The sequence below is a fragment of the Terrabacter sp. AAH1 genome, from assembly GCF_054456855.1.
In genome coordinates, this window is the sequence record NZ_JBTJJV010000001.1 from 597028 (window position 1) to 617265 (window position 20238).

Genomic DNA, 20238 nt, shown 5'->3' on the forward strand with positions numbered 1-20238 from the left:
GACATCGACTTCTGTCAATATCGACGCGTGTCGAACTCTTCGATGTTGACCCTCACGCCGGTCGAGGCGGTCGCCTGCTGCTCGCCGCTCAGCCGCGAGCCCCTGGACCAGGAGGCCGCCGAGCGGATCGCGCCGCTGCTCAAGGCGCTCGCCGACCCCGTACGCCTCCGGCTGCTCTCGCTGGTCGCCTCGCACGAGGGTGGCGAGGCCTGCGTGTGCGATCTCAACGACGCTTTCGAGCTGTCGCAGCCGACGATCAGCCACCACCTCAAGGTGCTCCACGAGGCGGGCCTGCTCGACCGGGAGAAGCGGGGGGTCTGGGTCTACTACCGCTCCAACCCGGCCGCGATGTCCTCCTTGGCGACGCTGATCTCCGACACCGCGTCGTGAGGCTGCGCCAGAAGGCGGCGGCCGAGCTGGTCGGCACCGCGTTCCTCGTCGCCACCGTCATCGGCTCGGGCATCGCGGCGAGCCGTCTCTCCCCGGGGAACGTCGGCCTGCAGCTGCTCGAGAACTCGCTCGCGACGGGGGCCGTCCTCGTCGCGCTGATCCTCGCGCTGCACCCGGTGTCGGCCTCGTTCAACCCCGTCGTGACGGTGCTCGAGCGGGCGCTGGGGACCCTCTCCACCCGCACGGCCGCCACCCTCGTCGCCGCCCAGGTGGTCGGCGGGCTCATCGGCGCCGTCGTCGCGAACCTCATGTTCGAGCTGCCCGCCGTGGCCGTCTCCCAGCACGTCCGCTCCGGTTCAGGGCTGTGGCTCGGCGAGGTCGTCGCCACCATGGGCCTGGTGCTCGTCGTCTTCGGCACGCTGCGGGGCGCCGACAACAGCCGCGTCGCGTACGCCGTCGGTGCCTACATCACGGCCGCGTACTGGTTCACCAGCTCGACGTCGTTCGCCAACCCGGCCGTCACCCTCGCCCGAACCGTCACCGACACCTTCGCCGGCATCGCGCCGTCGAGCGCTCCCGCCTTCGTGCTCGCCCAGCTGCTCGGTGGGGCGCTCGGACTGGGCGCGGTCGCCCTCCTCCATCCCGTACGCCGCATCTTCCCTCCAGCCCGAAAGGCAGTCCCGTGATCGACGACGTCTCCGACACCCGGCCCACGGTCCTCTTCGTCTGTGTGCACAACGCGGGCCGCTCGCAGATGGCCGCCGGCTACCTCCAGCACCTCGCCGGCGACCGCATCCAGGTGCTGTCCGCAGGTTCCGCGCCTGCCGACCAGGTCAACCCGGTCGCCGTGCAGGCCATGGCCGAGGACGGCGTGGACATCACCGCCGAGGCACCGAAGCTGCTGACCGACGCCGCCGTGCGCGAGGCCGACGTCGTCGTCACGATGGGCTGCGGCGACGCCTGCCCCTTCTACCCCGGGAAGCGGTACGAGGACTGGGTGCTCGACGACCCGGCCGGCCAGGACCTCGAGCACGTGCGTCCCATCCGCGACGAGATCCGCGCCAGGGTGGAGGCGCTCGTTGAGGAGCTGTCCGGCCGCTGAGCCGGTCAGGCGGCTGACGGGCCCAACCCGGCCGCCCGCTACCGGTCGTCCGGTGGCGGCATGAGGAAGGCCCCGGCCACCGGACCGGAGCCGCGGGTCAGCCGACGCTGCTCGTCGGCCGCGAGGTAGGCCCGGACGTTCTCGGCGACCTTCGCGACGGGGCGGGCGGGAAGGTACGCCTGCACCCCTGCGTCGAGGATGCGGCCGACCGGGCCGGTGACGTCGATGCCGAGCTCGGGGTCGTGGATCTCGGTGACGATGACCTGGGCGTCGGGGAACAGGAGGTGGAAGCGCCCCAGCAGCTGCGGACTGACGGGGTGGCTGAGGACGATGTCGGCCGAGTCGGGCGCGTCGGCGAAGTCGACGACGAGGAAGTCCGGGCCCATCGCGTCGCCGAGCCGCTGACGGGCCTCGCGCGAGAGGCGCATCGTCGTCACGACCACCTTCACACCCCCCGGCAGTGGACGGCCGAGCGGCGCGGCAGGGTCGGGCTCGTCGCGCCCACCGGGAGCCGGGTGCACCGTTCCCGTGAGGACGGCGGGCCGGAAGGAGAGGGTGCCCACCGGCATACCGTCTCGGTCGACGGTGACCTCGCCGCCGTCGACGAGAGCCTCGACGAGGTCACGCAGCTCGGGCGGAAGGTGCGCCAGGTCGATGCGGGTCTGCCCTGACACGCGCGGCGGCATCGCGTTCCAATCGGTGGTGGCCTCGGGCCTTCCACCCTGCCACGCGACCGGCCCCGACGCCGCCGCAGCGCGCCGGGCGCGCCGTCTCCCCCTCGACAAAGACGGCGCGCGCCCCTCCATCCGGGCGAACGCCCCTGCTCAGACCGCCGACGGATGCGTCGCGAGCGGTGTCACCTCGATCGTCATGTAGGGGAAGAGCGGCAGCCCCCAGAGGATCTCGTGCAGGCGCTCGTTCGACGCGACGTCGAAGACGCTGATGTTGGAGTACTGCCCGACGACGCGCCAGATGTGGCGCCACTCCCCCGCCCGCTGCAGCTGCTGCGAGTAGGCCTTCTCCCGCGCGACCGTCTCGTCCCGCACCGCGGGGTCGAGGTCGCGCGGGATGTCCACGTCCATGCGGACCGCGAAGAGCATCAGGCGCGCACCGGGTCCAGGACGAAGCCGTAGTCGACCGTCACCGAGCCGTCGTCCTGAGGGCGGGGGTCGAGGACCAGCTCGGGCTTGACCGCCGAGGCGATGTCGTCGTCGTTGTGCTCGTCGCCCGGGAAGTAGAGCTGCGCCGTGAGCAGCTCGTGGCCGGGGGCCGACACCTTGACGTGCAGGTGGGCCGGCCGCCAGGCGTGCCAGCCGGCCGCCGCGATGAGCTTGCCGCAGGCACCGTCGGTCGGGATCTGGTACGGCGCCGGCTGGATCGTGTGGATCTCGAACGCGCCGTCGGCGCCGACCGTGAACGAGCCGCGGAGGTTCCACTCGGGGATGCCGGGGGCGAACTGCGAGTAGAAGCCGTCGTTGTCGGCGTGCCACAGCTCGATCTTCGCGCCCTCGAGCGGGGTGCCGTCGGTGGAGGTCACGGTGCCGGTCCAGACGAGGGGGGTGCCCTCCTCGCCGTCGCGCGTGGGCACGGAGCCGCGAGCGCCCTGCTCGGGTGAGCCGGGCACGTAGTACGGGCCCTCGATGGTCCCCTTGCTGCCCTCGCGGTGGTCGGTGGCGACCTCCTCGACGACGTGCTCGACCCAGACGTCGAGGAAGAGCGGCCACTCGCCGTCCTTGCCGACCTGGATGAGCCACGCCTTGAGCGCGTTGTACTCGTCGTACGTGACCTTCTCGCGTCGGATGGTCTCGTAGACCGCCTCGAGGACCGAGCGGGCCAGCAGGTCGACGCGCTCCGGAGGCGTGTCCTTGACGGCGGCGAAGGCGGACTTGTCGGTGGCGAAGCGCTCCGTGGCCGCGTTGCCGGAGGCCGCGGCGGTCGCGACCTCGCCGTTGAGGTGCAGATCGGTGGTCATGGTGGTTCCTGTTCTCGCTGTTGGGTGGTGCTCTGGACTGGTGGCGGCGACGTCGGTACGTCGCCCGCGCCGTGACAGTGGAGTCAGGACGCGTCGACGCGATAGCGCCGAAGCTTCTCCTCGTCGACCTCGACGCCGAGGCCGGCGCCGGGTCGCACGACCAGCTCGCCGCCCACGATGCGCAGGGGCTCGGTCAGCAGGTCGTCGCTCATGTCGAGGAAGTTGGACAGCTCGCCCGCGTGCATCGTGGTGCGCCGGTGGGCGGCGCCGAAGGCGACGGCGCAGACCGACCCGAGCTGGCCGTCGATCTGGTTGCCCATGACGACCTCGAGCCCGAGCCCCTCGGCGAGGTGCAGCATCCGCTGCGAGCCGGTGAACCCGGTGCGGGCGGTCTTGATGGACAGGGCGTTCGCCGACCCACCGAGCACCTCGCGCGTCACTTCGGCGGGCGTCGTGGCCGACTCGTCGGCGATGAAGGGCACGTGGAGCTGGCTGACGAGCCAGCGGCGCCCGATGACGTCGTCGGCCGGGTTGAGCTCCTCGGCGAAGGCGAGGTCGAGGTCGGCCATCTGCCGCATGGCCCGCGCCGACTCGGAGGCGGACCAGCCGCGGTTGCCGTCGACGTAGAGCACGACGTCGGGCCCCAGGGCCTCGCGCAGTGCCCGCACGACGTCGACGTCGAGCGACGCCGGCCGGCGTCCGACCTTCACCTTGAAGGTGGTGATGCCGTACTCGTCGCGCATGCGCTGGGCCTCGTCGACCATCGCCGAGGGCTGGTCGAAGCCGAGCATGTGGCTCACGCGCATGCGGTCGGTGTAGGCGCCGAGCAGCTCGGTGACCGGCAGCCCGGTCGTCCTGCCGAAGGCGTCCCACACGGCCATGTCGAGCGCGGCCTTCGCGGTCGGGTTGCCGACGGTGCGGTCGAGGTGGGCCCACATCCGCTCGCGCTCGGTGAGCGACAGGCCGACGACCTGCGGGGCGAAGATCGTCTCGATGACCGCGACGATCCCGCGCTGGGTCTCCCCGTAGGTGAACGGCCGCGGCGGCGCCTCGGCGACACCGACGACACCGTCGTCGGTGCGCACCCGCACGAGGACGTGCTCGGCGTGGTGCACCTCTCCGCTCGCGAACCTCAAGGGCTTGACGTAAGGGATGCGAAACGGGATCGCCTCTACGGCAACGATCTTCACGATGCGTCCTTTGCTGGAAGTGGTTCTGGACGGCGCGACGCCTCGTCGAAGAAGCCGTGCGTGCGCAGCACGTCCAGCGCCCTGCCGACGAGCGGCGACTCCTCGCCGGCGAGCCAGGCGAGCGACAGGTCGATGCTCAGCGCGTCGTGCACCTCGCGGAAGACGACCCCTGTCAGCTGCATGCTGCGCACCGACTCGGGCACGAGCGCGACACCGAGACCGGCGGCCACGAGCGCGAGCAGGGCCGCGGTGCCGGGTGCCCGGTGGGCGACGACCGGAGCGAACCCTGCGCGCCGGCAGCTGGCCATCGCCGCCTCGTTGACCGCCGAGCCGGCGTCGGCGTAGAGGACGAACTCGTCGACGGCGACGTCGGCCACCTCGAGCCCCGGCTCGGGCACCAGACGGTGGTCGGCCGGCAGCGCCAGGACCAGCTGCTCCTCGAGGAGGCGACGCGTCTCGATGCCCGGGGCCGCCACGGGCCCGCGCAGCACGCCGAGGTCGAGCCGGCCGTCGAGCAGCCGCTCGACCTGGGCCGGCGTCAGCAGGTCGGCCTGCACGTCGAGCGACACGTCGGGCAGCTCGGCGCGCAGCAGTCTCGAGAGCCCGGCCAGCTGGGTGAAGGCGCTCGTGCCGGTGAACCCGACCCGCAGCAGCCCGCGCCGCCCGTCGGCGATCCCCTGCACCGCGGAGACCGCGGAGTCGAGCTCGTGGAGCATCCGGCGTACCTCCTGGTGGAAGAACTCGCCGGCAGGCGTCAGCCCGACCTGCCGCGTCGTGCGTTCGAGCAGCACGACGCCGAGCTCGGACTCGAGGCGGCGCACGGCCTGCGAGAGCGCGGGCTGGGCGATGTGAAGGCGTTCGGCCGCCTGCCCGAAGTGGCACGTCTGCGCCACGACGTCGAAGTAGCGGAGCTGTCGTAGGTCCATGGTTCACCTCCGTCCGGGATTCCCGTTCACGGTAGGGCGGCACCATCCAGAAACACAAAGACCAAATTCCGACCTATTGATAAGCAGAACCAATCAATCATGCCCTCACCCAGCACTAGGCATCTGCCTCGTGCACCTCCTGTCCAGCCGTGGTGGAGTTCCGGGAACCCGACGCAAAGACGCATGGAGGAGTCATGACCGAGACGCTCGACCGGGTCGGCGCGAAGCTGGCCGACGCCGTGGTGGAGGAGCCGGACACCGGCACCTACCGCGCCAACCGCCGCATCTTCACCGACGAGGAGCTCTTCGAGCTCGAGATGACACACATCTTCGAGGGCAACTGGATCTACCTGGCCCACGAGAGCCAGGTCGCCTCGCCCGGTGACTACTTCACGACGTACATGGGTCGCCAGCCGGTCGTCATCACCCGCGACAAGGACGGGCAGCTGCACTGCCTCGTCAACGCGTGCGCACACCGCGGCGCGATGATCTGCCGCCGCAAGACCGACAACCGCACGACGCTGACCTGCCCCTTCCACGGCTGGACGTTCCGCAACGACGGGACGCTCCTCAAGGTCAAGGACCCCGAGGGCGCCGGCTACCCCGAGTCGTTCGGCACGAACGGTTCCCACGACATGACGAGGGTGGCGCGCTTCGACAGCTACCGCGGCTTCCTCTTCGGCAGCCTCAACCCCGACGTCGTGCCGCTGCGTGAGCACCTCGGCGACACGACGACCGTCATCGACATGCTCGTCGACCAGTCGCCCGAGGGCCTCGAGGTGCTGCGCGGCTCGTCGACCTACACCTACGACGGCAACTGGAAGGTGCAGGCCGAGAACGGCGCCGACGGCTACCACGTCACTGCGACGCACTGGAACTACGCGGCCACGACGTCGCGACGCGACACCGGCGAGTCGAAGAACAGCACCAAGACCCTCGACGCCGGCAGCTGGGGCAAGTCCGGCGGTGGCTACTGGTCCTACCCCAACGGCCACCTGTGCCTCTGGACCTGGGCCGGCAACCCGCAGGACCGCCCGCTCTGGGACCGCCTCGACGAGCTCAAGGAGCGCTTCGGCGACGCCAAGGGCGAGTTCATGGTCAAGGGGTCACGCAACCTCTGCCTCTACCCGAACGTGTACCTGATGGACCAGTTCTCGACGCAGATCCGGCACTTCCGGCCGGTCGCGCCCGACCAGACCGAGGTCACCATCTACTGCATCGCCCCCAAGGGTGAGAGCGCCGAGTCGCGGGCGTGGCGCATCCGCCAGTACGAGGACTTCTTCAACGCCTCGGGCATGGCGACCCCCGACGACCTCGAGGAGTTCCGCTCCTGCCAGCTGACGTTCCGTGCCACCGCCGCGCCGTGGAACGACATGAGCCGCGGCGCCGAGCACTGGCTCGACGGCCCCGACGAGGTGGCCCTCTCGCTCGGGATGACCGGTGTCGTCTCGGCCGGCGTCAAGAACGAGGACGAGGGCCTCTACCCCGTCCAGCACACGTACTGGCGCGACACGATGCGCGCCGCGATGGCCAAGGAGCAGCAGCAGGCCGAGCGGGACGCGACCGTCGCGGCGGGAGGGGCCTGTTCATGACCGTCACCCAGCAGCCCGCGACGCACACGGGCGAGAAGCTCGTCACGCAGAACCTCATCGAGCAGTTCCTCTACCGAGAGGCACGCCACCTCGACGACCGCGAGTTCGAGAAGTGGCTCGACTGCTACGCCGACGACTGCGTCTACTGGATGCCCGCCTGGACCGACGACGACGACCTCGTCGAAGACCCCCAGCGCGACATCTCGCTCATCTACTACGCCAACAAGGGCGGCCTCGAGGACCGGGTCTTCCGCATCCGCACCGAGCGCAGCTCGGCGACCTCGCTGCCCGAGCCGCGCACGAGCCACAACATCAGCAACGTCGAGGTCATCGAGCGACGGGGCGACCTCGTCGACGTGCGCTTCAACTGGCACACGATGTACTTCCGCTACAAGACGGTCGACCCGTACTACGGGACGTCGTTCTACACGATCGACTTCTCGGGCGACTCGCCGCTCATCCGGCGCAAGACCGTGGTGCTGAAGAACGACTACATCCACCACGTGGTCGACATCTACCACTTCTGAGCGGGGAGCCATGACTGTCAACGACATCGACGTCGCGACGCACCAGGTGGCCCTGTCCTTCGAGGACGGCGTGACGCGGTTCGTCACGTGCCGCGAGGACCAGACCGTCGCCGACGCGTCCTACCGCCAGCGCATCAACATCCCGCTCGACTGCCGCGACGGGGCGTGCGGCACCTGCAAGGCCTTCTGCGAGTCGGGTCGCTACGACGGCGGCGCCTACATCGACGACGCCCTGAGCCCCGACGAGGCCGACCGGGGCTTCGTCCTGCCGTGCAGCATGAAGCCGCGCTCGGACCTCGTGCTGCAGGTCGCCAGCACCTCCGAGGTGGCCAAGACCAGGGCGACCACGTATGCCGGGACGCTCGTCGGCCTCGAACGGCTCTCGCGCACGACGGTCGAGATCTCCGTCGAAGTGCCGAACCGGGGCGAGCTCGCCTTCCTGCCGGGGCAGTACGTCAACATCGCCGTGCCCGGCGCCGACGTCAGCCGGTCGTACTCGTTCAGCAACGCGCCGCACGAGGAGCGCCTCACCTTCCTCGTGAAGCTGACGCCGGGGGGCGCCATGTCGACCTACCTCGAGGAACGCGCCGCCGTCGGTGACGCCGTCAGCCTCACCGGACCGCACGGCTCGTTCTTCCTGCGCGAGACCGACCGGCCCGTGCTGCTGCTGGCCGGCGGAACGGGGCTGGCACCGGTGCTGTCGATGCTGCGCACCCTGAGCGCCGCCGAGAGCGAGCGCCACGTCCACCTCGTCTACGGCGTCAGCACCGACGAGGACCTCGTGGCCCTCGACCAGGTCGAGCGTGCCGCGGAAGGGCTGCCCAACCTGACGTGGGACCACTGTGTCTCCGACCCCGACAGCACCGCTGCGAACAAGGGGTACGTCACGAGCCTCATCGGCCCGGAGCACCTGCACGACGGGGACGTCGCCGTCTACCTCTGCGGCCCGCCGCCCATGGTCGAGGCGGTCCGCACCCACCTGTCGGGCGGTGGCATCGAGCCGACGGGCTTCTACTACGAGAAGTTCGCTCTCGCGGCCCCGTCGGCCCCGTCGGCCCCGCCGGCCCCGCCGACCCCGCCGATCCCGCCGGCCCCGTCGGAGCAGGACCAGCCTGTGGCACCCGAGCCGCAACGCGATCCGGAGGAGCTGCTGCCCGCGCCGGACGCCCGGGGCATCGCCGGGCAGACCGTCCTGCCGGAGGCGGCGACCGCCGCGTGGGCAGGCCCACGTCCGACGACCGACGACGGCGAGTCGGTGCGGCGCATCGTCAAGCAGGTCGTCTTCGCGGCGCCGGCCCCAGCGGCAGACTCGACGACACCGGACGACCGCGTCGCCGCACCGCGGGGCGCGCAGCCGACGGTGGTCGCCCAGAGCGCCGACGACGGCTACCAGATCGGCGAGGAGCACCCCGACGTGCAGTCCTCGGACGCCGTCTTCGAGGCGCGCCAGGCCCTCGAGCTGGGTGCGCTGGAGCTGACCATCGGCCGGCTCAGCTCGCAGCAGCTGGCCGGCTACCGGCTGCTGGCCGAGTCCACCCTGCCCTACGTGCAGGGCGACCGCTTCCTCGACGCCCACGCGTACACCGAGGCCAACGCCGCCTTCCACGACTACCTTTTCGCGCAGACGCGCAACGCCCATCTGCTCCAGGCCTACCAGGCGCTGGGCGTCAAGGGCCGGATGGAGGAGGCGCTGCGCACGGCGACCTGGTGCCACCCGCGCTGCGCCACCGACCACGTCGAGATCGTCGAGGCCTTCGAGGCCCGGGACCGTGACCGCGCACGCGGGCTGATCGCCGACCACGCCGAGCGCTCCAAGCTGACGATGCGACGGGCCATGGCCGGCACCGCCCGCGCCACGCGGCCGGCCCACATCTCGCCCGGCCGATTCGACGACACGGTCGTCGTCGTCACGGGCGCCGCACAGGGCATCGGCGCGCAGGTCGCCCGTCGCATCGGCGCGGAGGGTGGGAGGCTCGTCCTCGCCGACCGTTCCGAGCTGGTGGCCGAGGTCGCCGACGAGCTGCGGGCCGAGGGGCACGAGGCCGTGGCCGTCACGTGCGACCTCGAGACGTGGGACGGCGCCGACGAGGTGGTGCGCCGCACGGTCGAGCGTTTCGGCCGCGTCGACGTGCTCGTCAACAACGTCGGCGGCGCGATCAACTTCAAGCCGTTCACCGAGTTCACCGAGGCCGAGATCCGTGCCGAGCTCGACCGGTCCCTCGTGACGACGCTCTTCGCGTCGCGCGCGGTGCTGCCGTGGATGGTGGCGGCCCAGCACGGCGTCATCGTCAACGTGTCGTCAGCGGCGACGCGCGGGATCCACCGCATCCCGTACTCCGCAGCCAAGGGCGCGGTCAACGCGCTGACGGCGTCGCTCGCGGTGGAGTACGCCGAGCACGGCATCAGGGTGGTCGGGACCGCCCCCGGCGGCACCCAGGCCCCGCCGCGCCGCATCTCTCGGGGCACTCCCCCGGCGGCCAGCGCCCAGGAGCAGGCGTGGTTCGACGCGCACATCGAGCAGACGCTCGGCTCGTCGCTCCTGCGGCGCTACGGCACGCTGGACGAGCAGGCCGCCGCCATCACGTTCCTCGCGTCCGACGAGGCGTCCTACATCACCGGGACGGTGCTCCCCGTCGCGGGCGGTGACCCGGGCTGACCCGGGCTGACCCGGTGCCACGCCCCGTTCGCCGTCCTGCCGGACTGCCGAGAGCGGCGAACGGGGCCTACCGTGGCCGTGTGACGCCCGCCCAGGTCCTGCCGACACGCCGGCGCGAGCTCGACGCCCTCGTCGACGTTCTCGGCGGCGGAGCACGGCCCCAGGCATCCGCTCTCGTGGTCGTCACCGCTCCGGCCGGGGGCGGGCTCACGACGTTCCTCCGCGCCTTCGCAGGCCGGTGTGGGGAGGACGACGCCGTCGTCACCACCAGGCTGGACCTGCTCCTCGGACTCCCCTGGGAGAGAGATGAACCCGGAGCATCCATCAGCAGGCTCCGGGCCGGTCGACACCGTCTCGCTGATGGCGAGTTTCCGCTGTCCACGGCGGAGCACCTGCTCGCCGACGTCCCGGTCGGTAGCACCGGCTGGGACCAGGTCATCGTGCTCGAGGACGCGCACCACGCCGACACGCACTCCGTCGAGACGCTGGTGAGCCTCACCCGTCGTCCGTCCGCTGCACGGCTGCTCGTCGTGCTCGGGTGGCGGGCAGAGCACCCGGCGACCCCCGCCCCGGGGAGCGAGACGGCATACGCAGTCGGTGAAGGGCTGCTGCACGACATCGTCCTCGCCGCTGCCGACCACGTGGTCCGGCTCGCACCCCTGGCCTTCGATGACATCCCACCCCTCGCCGAACGGCGCGGGCTCAGTCTGCCTGCGCTGCAAGTGGATCGGCTGCTCCGCCACTGCGGTGGCCGGGTGCGCAACGTCGTCGAGACACTCGACCTCGTCGCACCCGCGGACTGGGAGGCGCCGCAGCTCGTCCTCCCCGCACCACCCACGGCAGCGCGCGCGATCCGTACGGCCCTGGCCTCGACGAGTGCCGACGCACAGCGACTGGTGCGGGCGGTGGCGGTGCTCGAGCTCGGTGACCGACAGGCTCACGGGGTGGAGGTCAGCCAGGCGGCGCGGGTCTGCGGCGTCGACGCCGCGACCCTCGCCGTTCGCGAGGGTGTGCGTGCCGGCCTGCTCCGTCAGCTCGACGAGCTGGGCTGCTGGGTGCGACTGGCCGACCCGATCGCCCGGCGAGCGGTCCTCGACGCCGTGGAGCCGGCCGAGCGGGCAACGCTCCACCTGCGGGCCGCGGTGGTCGTCCACGAACCTGGAGTTGCCTTGCGGCACAGGTGGTTCGCCGACCCACAGCCCGACGACGAGCTCGCATCGCAGCTTCAGGCCGAGGCCGAGCGCAAGGGTGGCGACGGCGCCTGGGCAGCCGCGGCGGACCTGATGCTCGTCGCCTCGCGCGCGAGCGCCGACCGCGACCTCTCGGGAACCCGGCTCGTCGCAGCCGTGGACGCCCTCGTCGGCGCGGGCGACGTGCCCCGCGCCACGCGCTTCCTCGCCGAGGTCGAGACGCTACGTGAGACGCCGCAGCGCAACGCGGCCCTCGGCTACCTGGCGGTCTTGCGCGGGCGCCCGGCCGAGGCCGAGCACAAGCTCCGTCGCGCCTGGGACCTCGTCAACGCCCGTCGCGACCCTGCGACGGCGGCGGTGGTCGCGCAGCGCCACGTCCTGCACTCCCTGGCCCGCTGTCGCGCCCTCGACGTCGTGGAGTGGGCCGACCGCGCCGTCGCCGCGGCTCCCGACTCACCGCCCGCGCTCGAGGCTGCAGCGATCCGTGGCCTCGGCGTGGCCGCCGGCGGAGACCCCGCAGCGGCCCTCGCGGAGTACGAGCGCCTCCTCGCCCGCCTGCCCGAGGGGCTCGTCGCGCAACGTGTCGTCATGGCGTCCGGCTGGCTCCACCTCGCGGCGGATGACCCCGACACCGCCGTCGAGGAGCTCGAGAGCGCGGCGGGCGACCACGGGGGCGGGTCGCTGCGCATCTCGCTGTGGGCCCGGGCGTGGCTGGCCCGGGCGCAGTTCGTCACCGGCGACTGGGACGCCGCCCTCGCCACCGCCTCGGCAGGCGTCGACCTGGCCCTCAGGTCAGGCACCCAGCTGCTCGTGCCCCTCCTCGAGTGGACCCGCACACAGGTGCACGCCCTCCGAGGCGACTGGGCGGCCGCCGAGCGCAGTGCGCACGACGGCGAGGCGGGCGCTCGCGGCTACGAGGTGATGCGGGTGCCGTCGGCCCTGGGCCGCGCGGCGCTCAGCGAGGCCCGTGCCGACTACTCCGGGGTGGTGCGGGCCCTGACCCCCCTCACCGAGCCGTGGGCTCGGGGCTGGGTCGAGGCACCCGGCTTCTGGCCGTGGGCCGACGTGCACGCCAACGCGCTCGTGCTCGTGGGGCGCGCCGACGATGCCGACGCCTTCCTGCGTGGGCACGAGGAGCGAGCAGCGGCGGCGGACCACGCGTCGGCCACGGCGCGGCTGGCCTACGCGCGCGGACGGTGGCACGGCACCCGCGGCGACCTCGAGGCCGCACGCGGGTGCTTCGAGCACGCGCTGTCGCTGCTGGCGCCCCTGCCCCTCGCGTACGACCGCGCCCGCGTGCACTTCGCCTACGGCCAGACGCTGCGACGGGCCGGGCGCCGCGCCGAGGCCGACGCCGTCCTTGCGACGGCACGCGAGGCGTACCTCGCCCTCGGGGCCACGACGTACGTCGCGCGCTGCGACCGCGAGCTGGCTGCCGGCGGCGTCCACGTCGTCCGGCAACCCCGGGAGCACCACGAGCTGACGACCCAGGAGGAGGTCGTCGCCTCGCTCGTCGCCGGCGGGCGCACGAACAAGGAGGTGGCCGCCGAGCTGTTCCTCTCTGCCAAGACGGTGCAGTACCACCTCACGCGCATCTACGCGAAGCTCGGCGTGCGGTCGCGCTCGGAGCTCGCCGCCCTGCGCTCGCAGCGCGCGGCTCCCTAGTGGTTTCCGCTGGGTGGAAGCCGCTCCTTGCGGCGCCCCGTCGGTCGCGGTGCAATGACCACGTGCTGCCCAAGCTGGAGCCCCACGCCAACCACTACGGAGGCGACGTCAGCCGACACCTTCCCCGTGCCGCCGACGTCCCCGGGCTCTCCGACCCCGATCCCCACCACGCCGAGATCTGGGCGCGTGCCGCCCGCCATCTCGCCGTGCGCGACAACGACGTCCACACGCTCTACGCGTACGGGCTCGCCCGGGCCCTGCTCGCGTGCCTTCCCGACGGCGACCCCGAGGTCGTACTGCCCGCGATCCTGCTCCACGACACCGGCTGGTCGCAGGTGCCCGAGGCAGACGTCCTCGCCGCCATCGCCCCCGGCGCCGGCGACCGCGAGACGGTGCTGCGCCACGAGAAGGAGGGCGCCCGTATCGCGTCGTCGGTCCTGGCCGAGGTGGGCCACGACCCTGACCGCACGGCCCGGGTGGTCCAGATCGTCGACGGCCACGACAGCCGCCGCGAGGCGCTGTCACTCGACGACGCCATCGTCAAGGACGCCGACAAGCTCTGGCGGCTGACCCCGCACGGCGTCGACACCGTGATGGACTGGTTCGGGCTGACCCGCGACGAGGCCCACCGGCTCATCGGCAGCCGCGTTCACGACCAGCTGTGCACCGACGCCGCGCGCACCATGGCGCGAGCGCTGGCGGCCGTCGCCCGCGTCGACACCCTCCCCCAGCGGGTCGCCCTCGGATGACCCCGGGCGAGCAGGATGCACCTGGCGGCCGCACGGTCACGAGCAAGGCGCTGGCCCTGCTGGCCGCGTTCGAGACCTCGCCCGGCCCGCTGTCGCTGACCCAGCTCGCGGAGCGCGCCGACCTCCCGCTTCCGACGGCCCACCGCCTCGTGGCCGAGCTCGCGGGCTGGGGTGCGCTCGAGCGCGACGAGCAGGGCAGGTATGCCGTCGGGCTGCGCCTCTGGGAGATCGCCCAGAACGCCCAGCGTGAGCTGCGGGACGCGGCCCGGCCGTACCTGCAGGACCTGTTCTCACTGACGCAGGAGACCGCCCACCTCGCGGTGCGCGAGGGGCACGAGGCGCTCTACATCGACCGCATCTACAGCTCGAAGCGGGTGCCCCGGGCGTCCCGGGTCGGGGGTCGCCTGCCCTTGCACGCCACCGCGGTGGGCAAGGTCCTCCTCGCCTTCGAGGAGCCCTGGGTCCGGGACGCCTACGTCGCCCGGGACCTCGAGGCACCCACCCGGCAGACGCACGTCAACCCGACCCGCCTGCTGAGCGAGCTGGACGGCATACGCGAGCAGGGGTACGCCACGACCCACGAGGAGGTGCGCCCGGGTTCCTGCTCGATCGCCGTCCCCGTCGACGGCGGCGACGGGCGGGTGCGCGCCTCGATCGGGCTGGTCATGCTGTCCACCCAGTCCGACCGGATGGTGCGCTACCTGCCCACCCTCCGGGGAGTCGCGGCGCGTATCGCGCCGGCGGTCTCACGCTGGCGAGCACTCTGAAGTCACTTCCACCCAGTGGAAGTCGGCCGTTGTCCGACCGTGCGGTCAGGGCCACGATGAGGACATGTCGAAGACGACGGAAGCCCCCACGGCGCAGTCCGGCTGCCCGGTCCACCACGGCTACGAGCCCTTCAAGCTCGACGACCCGTTCCCCGCCTACGCGGAGCTCCGCCGCGAGGAGCCGGTGATGTTCGACGAGCGGATCGGCTACTGGGTGGTGACCCGCTACGACGACGTCAAGGCCGTCTTCGACGACTGGGAGACCTTCAGCAGCGAGAACGCCCAGGCGCCCGTCCGCGAGCGCGGCCCGGAGGCGAAGCGGATCATGCAGGAGGGCGGCTTCACGGCGTACTCCGGCCTCTCGGCCCGCGTGCCCCCGGAGCACACGCGGATCCGCAAGGTCGTCGCCAAGGCCTTCACGCCCCGGCGCTATAAGGCGCTCGAGCCGACCATCCGGGCCAACGTCGCCGCCCAGGTCGAGGCCTTCCTGGCACGCCCGGAGCGCCGGGCCGACCTCGTCCGCGACCTGGCCTACACGGTGCCCACGGTCACGATCCTCACCCTCATCGGTGCCGACGTCTCCCAGGTCGACACGTACAAGCGGTGGTCCGACTCCCGAGCCGCCATGACGTGGGGTGACCTGTCCGACGACGAGCAGGTGCCGCACGCCCACAACCTCGTCGAGTACTGGCAGGAGTGCCTGCGTCTCGTCTCCGAGGCCCACGAGAGCGACCCCGACAGCCTCGTCGGCGACCTCGTGCGTGCCCAACGCGAGGGCGACCCGATCAGCGACCACGAGATCGCCTCGATCTGCTACAGCCTGCTCTTCGCCGGCCACGAGACCACGACGACGCTCATCGCCAACACGCTGCGCGTCCTGCTCGCCCACCCCGACCAGTGGCAGCAGGTCGTCGCCGAGCCGAGCCGGATCCCTGCGGCGGTGGACGAGGTGCTGCGCTACAGCCCGTCGATCGTCGCGTGGCGTCGGCGTGCCACCCGCGATGCCACCATCGGCGGCGTCGACATCCCCGAAGGGGCCGACGTGCTGCTCGTCATGGGCTCGGCCAACCGCGACGAGTCGCGGTTCGACGACGCCGAGTCCTTCGACATCACCCGCCCGAACGCCCGCGAGCACCTCGCCTTCGGGTTCGGCATCCACTACTGCCTGGGCAACATGCTCGCCAAGCTCCAGGCCAAGATCGCCGTCGAGGAGGTGGCCCGTCTCGCGCCGGGCCTGCGACCGGTGCAGGACGAGCCGGTGCACTTCGGCGAGAACCTGTCGTTCCGCGTCCCCCTCGCCGTCCCCGTCTCCTGGGAGGCCTGACATGACCACCACGCCCGACGCGTACGTCCAGTTCTTCGACGACGGCCTCGAGCCGCAGCACGAGCTGCTCGGCGGCAAGTGCGCCTCGCTCGTGACGATGACGGCCGCCGGCATGCCGGTGCCGCCGGGCTTCGCCGTCACGACTCTGGCCTACGACCGGTTCGTCGACGCCGCCGGCATCGCCACCGAGATCGCGCACAAGCTCGCCGCCCTCTCGCCCGACGACATCTCGGCCGTCGACTCGGTGTCGGCGTCGATCCGCGACGCGATCTGCTCGCGGCCCGTACCTCCCGAGGTGAACTCGCAGGTCGTCGAGGCCTACGAGCGCCTCCAGTCGCGGTTCGACTCCGAGGTGCCCGTCGCAGTCCGCTCGTCGGCGACCGCCGAGGACCTCCCCGGCGCCAGCTTCGCCGGGCAGCAGGACACCTACCTGTGGCTCAGCGGGATCGACACCGTGCTGGCACACATCCGCGCCTGCTGGGCCTCGCTCTACACGAGCCGGGCCATCCTCTACCGGCTCAAGAACGACATCCCCGACGAGGGACTGTCGATGGCGGTCGCCGTGCAGAAGATGGTGAACTCCGCCGTCTCGGGAGTCGCGATGACGATGAACCCGACCAACGGCGACCGGTCCAAGGTGACCATCGACTCGTCCTACGGCGTCGGCGAGATGGTCGTGTCGGGCCAGGTGACCCCGGACAACATCGTCGTCGACAAGGTCGTGCTGTCCCTCGTCAGCCAGACCGTCGGCGACAAGCACGCCGAGCTCGTGCCCGACTTCGCGCTGGGTCGCCTGGTCGAGCGTGACGTGGACGACGAGCGGCGGGGCCGCCTGAGCCTCTCCCCCGAGCAGGTGACGGCCGTCGCCACCCTGGCCAAGGCCGCCGAGAAGCACTACGGCTGCCCCCAGGACGTCGAGTGGGCCCTCGACCGGGACCTGCCGGAGGGCTCCAACCTCCTTCTCCTGCAAGCCCGCCCGGAGACGGTTCACTCAGCACCCGCGGCCCCGGCCGCGACGCCGGCGACCCCAGCGGCCGCCGCTTCCACCGCGGCGCCGGCGTTCAGCCTCTCCGGTCTCACGTCTCGGCTCACCGGCCAGTCCGGCCGGTCCGGCCAGTCGGCCCACTGACCGCCCTTCCGGCCAGGCGCGCCCTGCGCCGACCGGCCCCTGCGTTTCCCTTCTCGCGACAAGGAAGTCCCGACATGACCGCCGACCTCACCGCAGCACCAGTGCCCGCGCCCACCCTGAAGTCCTTCCCGAAGCCCTCCGAGCTGCCGGTGCCCCCGGGCGCGGAGGGGTGGGAGGACCTCTACCCGTACTTCCTGTCGTTCCGGAACCTCAGCGGTGCCGAGGACGAGAAGTTCTGGTTCTGCGACAGCCAGCACTGGCCGACGGTGTTCAAGCCGTTCGAGACGATCGGCGGCGAGTTCGCCGTCAAGTGCCTGGGGCAGTACAACACCCGGCACCTGCTCATCCCGCCGGCCAACGGCATCGAGTTCAAGATCCATCTCGGCTACCTCTACATGAGCCCGGTGCCCGTGCCCGAGGCGGAGGTCGCTGCCCGGGTGCCCGAGTTCGAGCGACGCGCCGGCCACTACTTCCAGAACTGGGACAGCATGCTCGACGGCTGGCACACGAAGGTGCGCGCCACCATCGCCGAGATGGAGACCCTGTCGTTCGAGGCGCTGCCCGACGCCGTCCCCTTCGACGACATCGTCGCCGGCGTGGCCAAGGACGGGTCGGAGAAGCTCATGGAGAGCTACGACCGCCTCATCCAGCTCTGCTACCAGAACTGGCAGTACCACTTCGAGTTCCTCAACCTCGGCTACCTCGCCTACCTCGACTTCTTCGGCTTCTGCAAGCAGCTCTTCCCCGGCATCCCCGACCAGTCCATCGCGAAGATGGTCCAGGGCGTCGACATGGAGCTCTTCCGCCCCGACGACGAGCTCAAGAAGCTCGCGCTGCTCGCCGTCGAGAAGGGCCTGCAGGCGGCGTTCGCCGACACCGACGACGTCCAGGGCACGCTCGACCGGATCGCGGCCCTCGACGGTGGCGCGGAGTGGCTCGCCGCTTGGACCGAGGCCCAGGACCCCTGGTTCAACTTCACCGTCGGCAACGGCTTCTACGGCCACGACAAGTACTGGATCGAGCACCTCGAGATCCCCCTCGGATACGTCAAGGACTACATCCGTCGGGTCGACGAGGGGCACCAGATCCTGCGCCCCGTCGAGGAGCTCGTCGCCGAGCGCGACCGCGTGGTGAGCGAGTACCGCGACCTCGTGCCGGCCGAGCTGGTCGCCGACTTCGACGCCAAGGTGGGCCTGGCGGCGACCGCCTACCCCTACGTCGAGAACCACAACTTCTACATCGAGCACTGGACGATGGGCGTCTTCTGGCGCAAGGTCCGTCAGCTCGGCCGCGTCTTCGCCGACGCCGGCTTCTGGGCCGACCAGAGCGACCTGCTCTACCTGACCCGCGGCGAGGTGCGCGACGCGATCTTCGACCTCGTGACGGGCTGGGCCGTCGGCGCCGAGCCGACGGGACCGCACTACTGGCCCAAGGAGATCGAGCGCCGTCGCGGCATCATCGACGCCCTGTCGAGCCAGCGCCCGCAGCCGGCCCTCAACACGCCGCCCGCCGAGATCACCGAGCCGTTCACGATGATGCTCTACGGCATCACGACCGAGCAGGTTCAGCAGTGGCTCGGTGACGACGACACCGCCGAGTCGGGGACGATCACGGGCATGGCCGCCTCCCCCGGCGTCGCCGAGGGCCTGGCCCGCGTCGTCACGCACGCAGACCAGCTCGGCGAGGTGCAGGAGGGCGAGATCCTCGTCGCCACCATCACCGCGCCCTCGTGGGGACCGATCTTCGGCAAGATCAAGGCGACCGTCACCGACATCGGCGGAATGATGAGCCACGCCGCGATCGTCTGCCGCGAGTACGCCCTTCCCGCCGTCACCGGCACCGGCAACGGGTCCACGACGATCCGCACGGGCCAGCGCATCCGGGTCGACGGCAACACCGGCCGCGTCGAGCTGCTCGAGGACTGAGCGCTCGTGGCCGACTCCACCTCCACCGCGTCCGCCCGCACCGTGCTCGTCACGGGCGCGGCCGGCGGGCTCGGGCGCAGCTTCGCGCTCGGGTTCGCCGAGCGCGGCTACCGCGTCGCCGTCGCCGACATCAACGCCGACGGCGTGGCCGAGACCGCACGCCTCGTCGAGGACGCGGGCGGCAAGGCCTGGCACGGGACCGTCGACGTGACGTCGACGGCCTCGACCGAGGCCCTCGCCCGCGAGGTGGCCGGCTTCGGAGACGGGCGCATCGACGTCGTCGTCAACAACGCCGCCGTCTACGCGACCCTCAACCGCTCGCCGCTCGAGGACATCGACCCCGCCGAGTGGGACACCGTCATGGCGGTCAACCTCAAGGGCCCCTGGCTCGTCGTGCGGGCCTGCAGCCCGTACCTCCCCGAGGGGGCCAGCGTCGTCAACCTCGCGTCGGCGACGGTCTACAGCGGGTCGGAGCAGTGGCTGCACTACGTCGCCTCGAAGGGCGGCGTCATCGCGATGACCCGGGTCATGGCCAAGGAGCTCGGCCGCCGCGGCATCACCGTCAACGCGATCGCCCCCGGATTCACCCTCACCGAGGCGAGCCTCGGGCTCATGGAGAACGCCGAGCAGTACGGCGTCGACCGGTGCGCGCTGCGCCGCTCCAGCCAGCCGGAGGACATCGTCGGTGCAGCGCTCTTCCTCGCCGGCTCCGACAGCGCGTACATCAGCGGCCAGACGCTCGTCGTCGACGGCGGCCGCCAGTTCATCTGAACGAGCAACCCGAGCTCACCACCAGACCTCAGGAGCAAGACATGGCACAGATCACCTACACCGACACCACCGGCGACGCACGCACCGTCACGGCGACGGTGGGCGACTCCGTCATGGAGACCGCGGTGCGCAACGGCGTGCCCGGCATCGTGGCCGAGTGTGGCGGATCCCTGTCCTGCGCGACCTGCCACGTCTTCGTCGACGACGCCGACTTCGCCGGCCTCCCCCCGATGGAGGACATGGAGGACGAGATGCTCTACGGCGCCGCCGTGGACCGCGGCCCGACCTCCCGGCTGTCGTGCCAGATCAAGGTCGTCGAGGAGATGGACCTGCACGTGACGACGCCCGAGACGCAGGTCTGAC

The 20238-nt window shown here is 71.6% G+C and carries 19 protein-coding genes; 14 read left to right on the forward strand and 5 right to left on the reverse strand.

The genetic code is table 11. The features are described 5' to 3' along the window. Nucleotides 1-42: 42 nt before the first annotated feature. From ACXR8F_RS02830 to ACXR8F_RS02840, 3 genes are read left to right on the forward strand one after another with little or no spacing between them, the layout of a single operon-like run. On the forward strand, nucleotides 43-390 hold the full coding sequence (locus ACXR8F_RS02830) for an ArsR/SmtB family transcription factor (RefSeq protein WP_045191454.1): 348 nt from the start codon (nucleotides 43-45) through the stop codon (nucleotides 388-390). Further along, nucleotides 387-1076, forward strand: coding sequence for an aquaporin (locus tag ACXR8F_RS02835; RefSeq protein WP_458798637.1), 690 nt, complete (start codon nucleotides 387-389; stop codon nucleotides 1074-1076). The genes ACXR8F_RS02830 and ACXR8F_RS02835 overlap by 4 nt, the downstream gene beginning before the upstream one ends. Further along, complete coding sequence (locus tag ACXR8F_RS02840) at nucleotides 1073-1492, forward strand: arsenate reductase ArsC (RefSeq protein WP_458798638.1); 420 nt, start codon at nucleotides 1073-1075, stop codon at nucleotides 1490-1492. The genes ACXR8F_RS02835 and ACXR8F_RS02840 overlap by 4 nt, the downstream gene beginning before the upstream one ends. Before the next feature lie 38 nt (nucleotides 1493-1530). Here ACXR8F_RS02840 and ACXR8F_RS02845 read toward each other — a convergent pair whose 3' ends face one another. From ACXR8F_RS02845 to ACXR8F_RS02865, 5 genes are all read right to left on the reverse strand, one after another. Next, nucleotides 1531-2166 (reverse strand): hypothetical protein, encoded by a 636-nt coding sequence (locus ACXR8F_RS02845; RefSeq protein WP_458798639.1) that lies wholly within the window; start codon nucleotides 2164-2166, stop codon nucleotides 1531-1533. Between the two features lie 150 nt (nucleotides 2167-2316). Continuing rightward, a complete protein-coding gene (gene catC, locus ACXR8F_RS02850) occupies nucleotides 2317-2592 on the reverse strand; it encodes a muconolactone Delta-isomerase (protein ID WP_045191451.1) in 276 nt (91 codons plus the stop codon). Continuing rightward, nucleotides 2592-3464 carry a catechol 1,2-dioxygenase gene (gene catA / locus ACXR8F_RS02855; protein WP_458798640.1) on the reverse strand — a complete coding sequence of 291 codons (873 nt, stop codon included), beginning with the start codon at nucleotides 3462-3464 and terminating at the stop codon, nucleotides 2592-2594. The genes catC and catA overlap by 1 nt, the downstream gene beginning before the upstream one ends. An 83-nt stretch (nucleotides 3465-3547) precedes the next feature. After that, entirely contained in the window at nucleotides 3548-4654 is a 1107-nt protein-coding gene (locus tag ACXR8F_RS02860; RefSeq protein WP_458798641.1) for a mandelate racemase/muconate lactonizing enzyme family protein, read from the reverse strand. Beyond that, nucleotides 4651-5580: a LysR family transcriptional regulator gene (locus ACXR8F_RS02865; protein ID WP_458798642.1), complete on the reverse strand. Its 930-nt coding sequence runs from the start codon at nucleotides 5578-5580 to the stop codon at nucleotides 4651-4653. Before ACXR8F_RS02865 ends, ACXR8F_RS02860 begins: the two co-directional genes overlap by 4 nt. A gap of 194 nt (nucleotides 5581-5774) precedes the next feature. On the opposite strand from ACXR8F_RS02865, the gene benA reads away from it, so the two are divergent. The 11 genes from benA to ACXR8F_RS02920 all read left to right on the forward strand — a co-directional run bounded on the left by benA (nucleotide 5775) and on the right by ACXR8F_RS02920 (nucleotide 20237). Next, nucleotides 5775-7172: a benzoate 1,2-dioxygenase large subunit gene (gene benA, locus ACXR8F_RS02870; RefSeq protein WP_458798643.1), complete on the forward strand. Its 1398-nt coding sequence runs from the start codon at nucleotides 5775-5777 to the stop codon at nucleotides 7170-7172. Next, nucleotides 7169-7699 (forward strand): benzoate 1,2-dioxygenase small subunit, encoded by a 531-nt coding sequence (gene benB / locus ACXR8F_RS02875; RefSeq protein WP_458798644.1) that lies wholly within the window; start codon nucleotides 7169-7171, stop codon nucleotides 7697-7699. Before benA ends, benB begins: the two co-directional genes overlap by 4 nt. Nucleotides 7700-7709: 10 nt before the next feature. After that, nucleotides 7710-10355: a benzoate 1,2-dioxygenase electron transfer component BenC gene (benC, locus tag ACXR8F_RS02880; protein WP_458798645.1), complete on the forward strand. Its 2646-nt coding sequence runs from the start codon at nucleotides 7710-7712 to the stop codon at nucleotides 10353-10355. 80 nt (nucleotides 10356-10435) lie between these two features. Continuing rightward, a complete protein-coding gene (locus ACXR8F_RS02885) occupies nucleotides 10436-13210 on the forward strand; it encodes a LuxR C-terminal-related transcriptional regulator (RefSeq protein WP_458798646.1) in 2775 nt (924 codons plus the stop codon). Between the two features lie 62 nt (nucleotides 13211-13272). Continuing rightward, a complete protein-coding gene (locus ACXR8F_RS02890; protein WP_082080958.1) occupies nucleotides 13273-13959 on the forward strand; it encodes an HD domain-containing protein in 687 nt (228 codons plus the stop codon). After that, on the forward strand, nucleotides 13956-14726 hold the full coding sequence (locus tag ACXR8F_RS02895; protein ID WP_458798647.1) for an IclR family transcriptional regulator: 771 nt from the start codon (nucleotides 13956-13958) through the stop codon (nucleotides 14724-14726). The genes ACXR8F_RS02890 and ACXR8F_RS02895 overlap by 4 nt, the downstream gene beginning before the upstream one ends. Before the next feature lie 64 nt (nucleotides 14727-14790). Beyond that, nucleotides 14791-16050 carry a cytochrome P450 gene (locus tag ACXR8F_RS02900; RefSeq protein ID WP_458798648.1) on the forward strand — a complete coding sequence of 420 codons (1260 nt, stop codon included), beginning with the start codon at nucleotides 14791-14793 and terminating at the stop codon, nucleotides 16048-16050. Nucleotide 16051: 1 nt separating this feature from the next. Further along, entirely contained in the window at nucleotides 16052-17179 is a 1128-nt protein-coding gene (locus ACXR8F_RS02905) for a PEP/pyruvate-binding domain-containing protein (protein ID WP_458798649.1), read from the forward strand. 74 nt (nucleotides 17180-17253) lie between these two features. Next, nucleotides 17254-19104 (forward strand): PEP-utilizing enzyme, encoded by a 1851-nt coding sequence (locus ACXR8F_RS02910; RefSeq protein WP_458798650.1) that lies wholly within the window; start codon nucleotides 17254-17256, stop codon nucleotides 19102-19104. 6 nt (nucleotides 19105-19110) lie between these two features. After that, nucleotides 19111-19875 (forward strand): SDR family NAD(P)-dependent oxidoreductase, encoded by a 765-nt coding sequence (locus tag ACXR8F_RS02915; RefSeq protein WP_458798651.1) that lies wholly within the window; start codon nucleotides 19111-19113, stop codon nucleotides 19873-19875. Between the two features lie 41 nt (nucleotides 19876-19916). Then, nucleotides 19917-20237, forward strand: a complete 321-nt coding sequence (locus ACXR8F_RS02920; RefSeq protein WP_045191435.1) for a 2Fe-2S iron-sulfur cluster-binding protein — start codon at nucleotides 19917-19919, stop codon at nucleotides 20235-20237. Nucleotide 20238 lies beyond the last annotated feature (1 nt).

Excerpts from the sequence above, each read along its gene's own strand:
- ACXR8F_RS02830 (WP_045191454.1), top strand. The coding sequence starts at position 43 with ATGTTGACCCTCACGCCGGTCGAGGCGGTCGCCTGCTGCTCGCCGCTC.
- catC (WP_045191451.1), bottom strand. The coding sequence starts at position 2,592 with ATGCTCTTCGCGGTCCGCATGGACGTGGACATCCCGCGCGACCTCGAC.
- catA (WP_458798640.1), bottom strand. The coding sequence starts at position 3,464 with ATGACCACCGATCTGCACCTCAACGGCGAGGTCGCGACCGCCGCGGCC.
- ACXR8F_RS02865 (WP_458798642.1), bottom strand. The coding sequence starts at position 5,580 with ATGGACCTACGACAGCTCCGCTACTTCGACGTCGTGGCGCAGACGTGC.
- benA (WP_458798643.1), top strand. The coding sequence starts at position 5,775 with ATGACCGAGACGCTCGACCGGGTCGGCGCGAAGCTGGCCGACGCCGTG.
- benB (WP_458798644.1), top strand. The coding sequence starts at position 7,169 with ATGACCGTCACCCAGCAGCCCGCGACGCACACGGGCGAGAAGCTCGTC.
- benC (WP_458798645.1), top strand. The coding sequence starts at position 7,710 with ATGACTGTCAACGACATCGACGTCGCGACGCACCAGGTGGCCCTGTCC.
- ACXR8F_RS02895 (WP_458798647.1), top strand. The coding sequence starts at position 13,956 with ATGACCCCGGGCGAGCAGGATGCACCTGGCGGCCGCACGGTCACGAGC.
- ACXR8F_RS02900 (WP_458798648.1), top strand. The coding sequence starts at position 14,791 with ATGTCGAAGACGACGGAAGCCCCCACGGCGCAGTCCGGCTGCCCGGTC.
- ACXR8F_RS02905 (WP_458798649.1), top strand. The coding sequence starts at position 16,052 with ATGACCACCACGCCCGACGCGTACGTCCAGTTCTTCGACGACGGCCTC.
- ACXR8F_RS02910 (WP_458798650.1), top strand. The coding sequence starts at position 17,254 with ATGACCGCCGACCTCACCGCAGCACCAGTGCCCGCGCCCACCCTGAAG.
- ACXR8F_RS02920 (WP_045191435.1), top strand. The coding sequence starts at position 19,917 with ATGGCACAGATCACCTACACCGACACCACCGGCGACGCACGCACCGTC.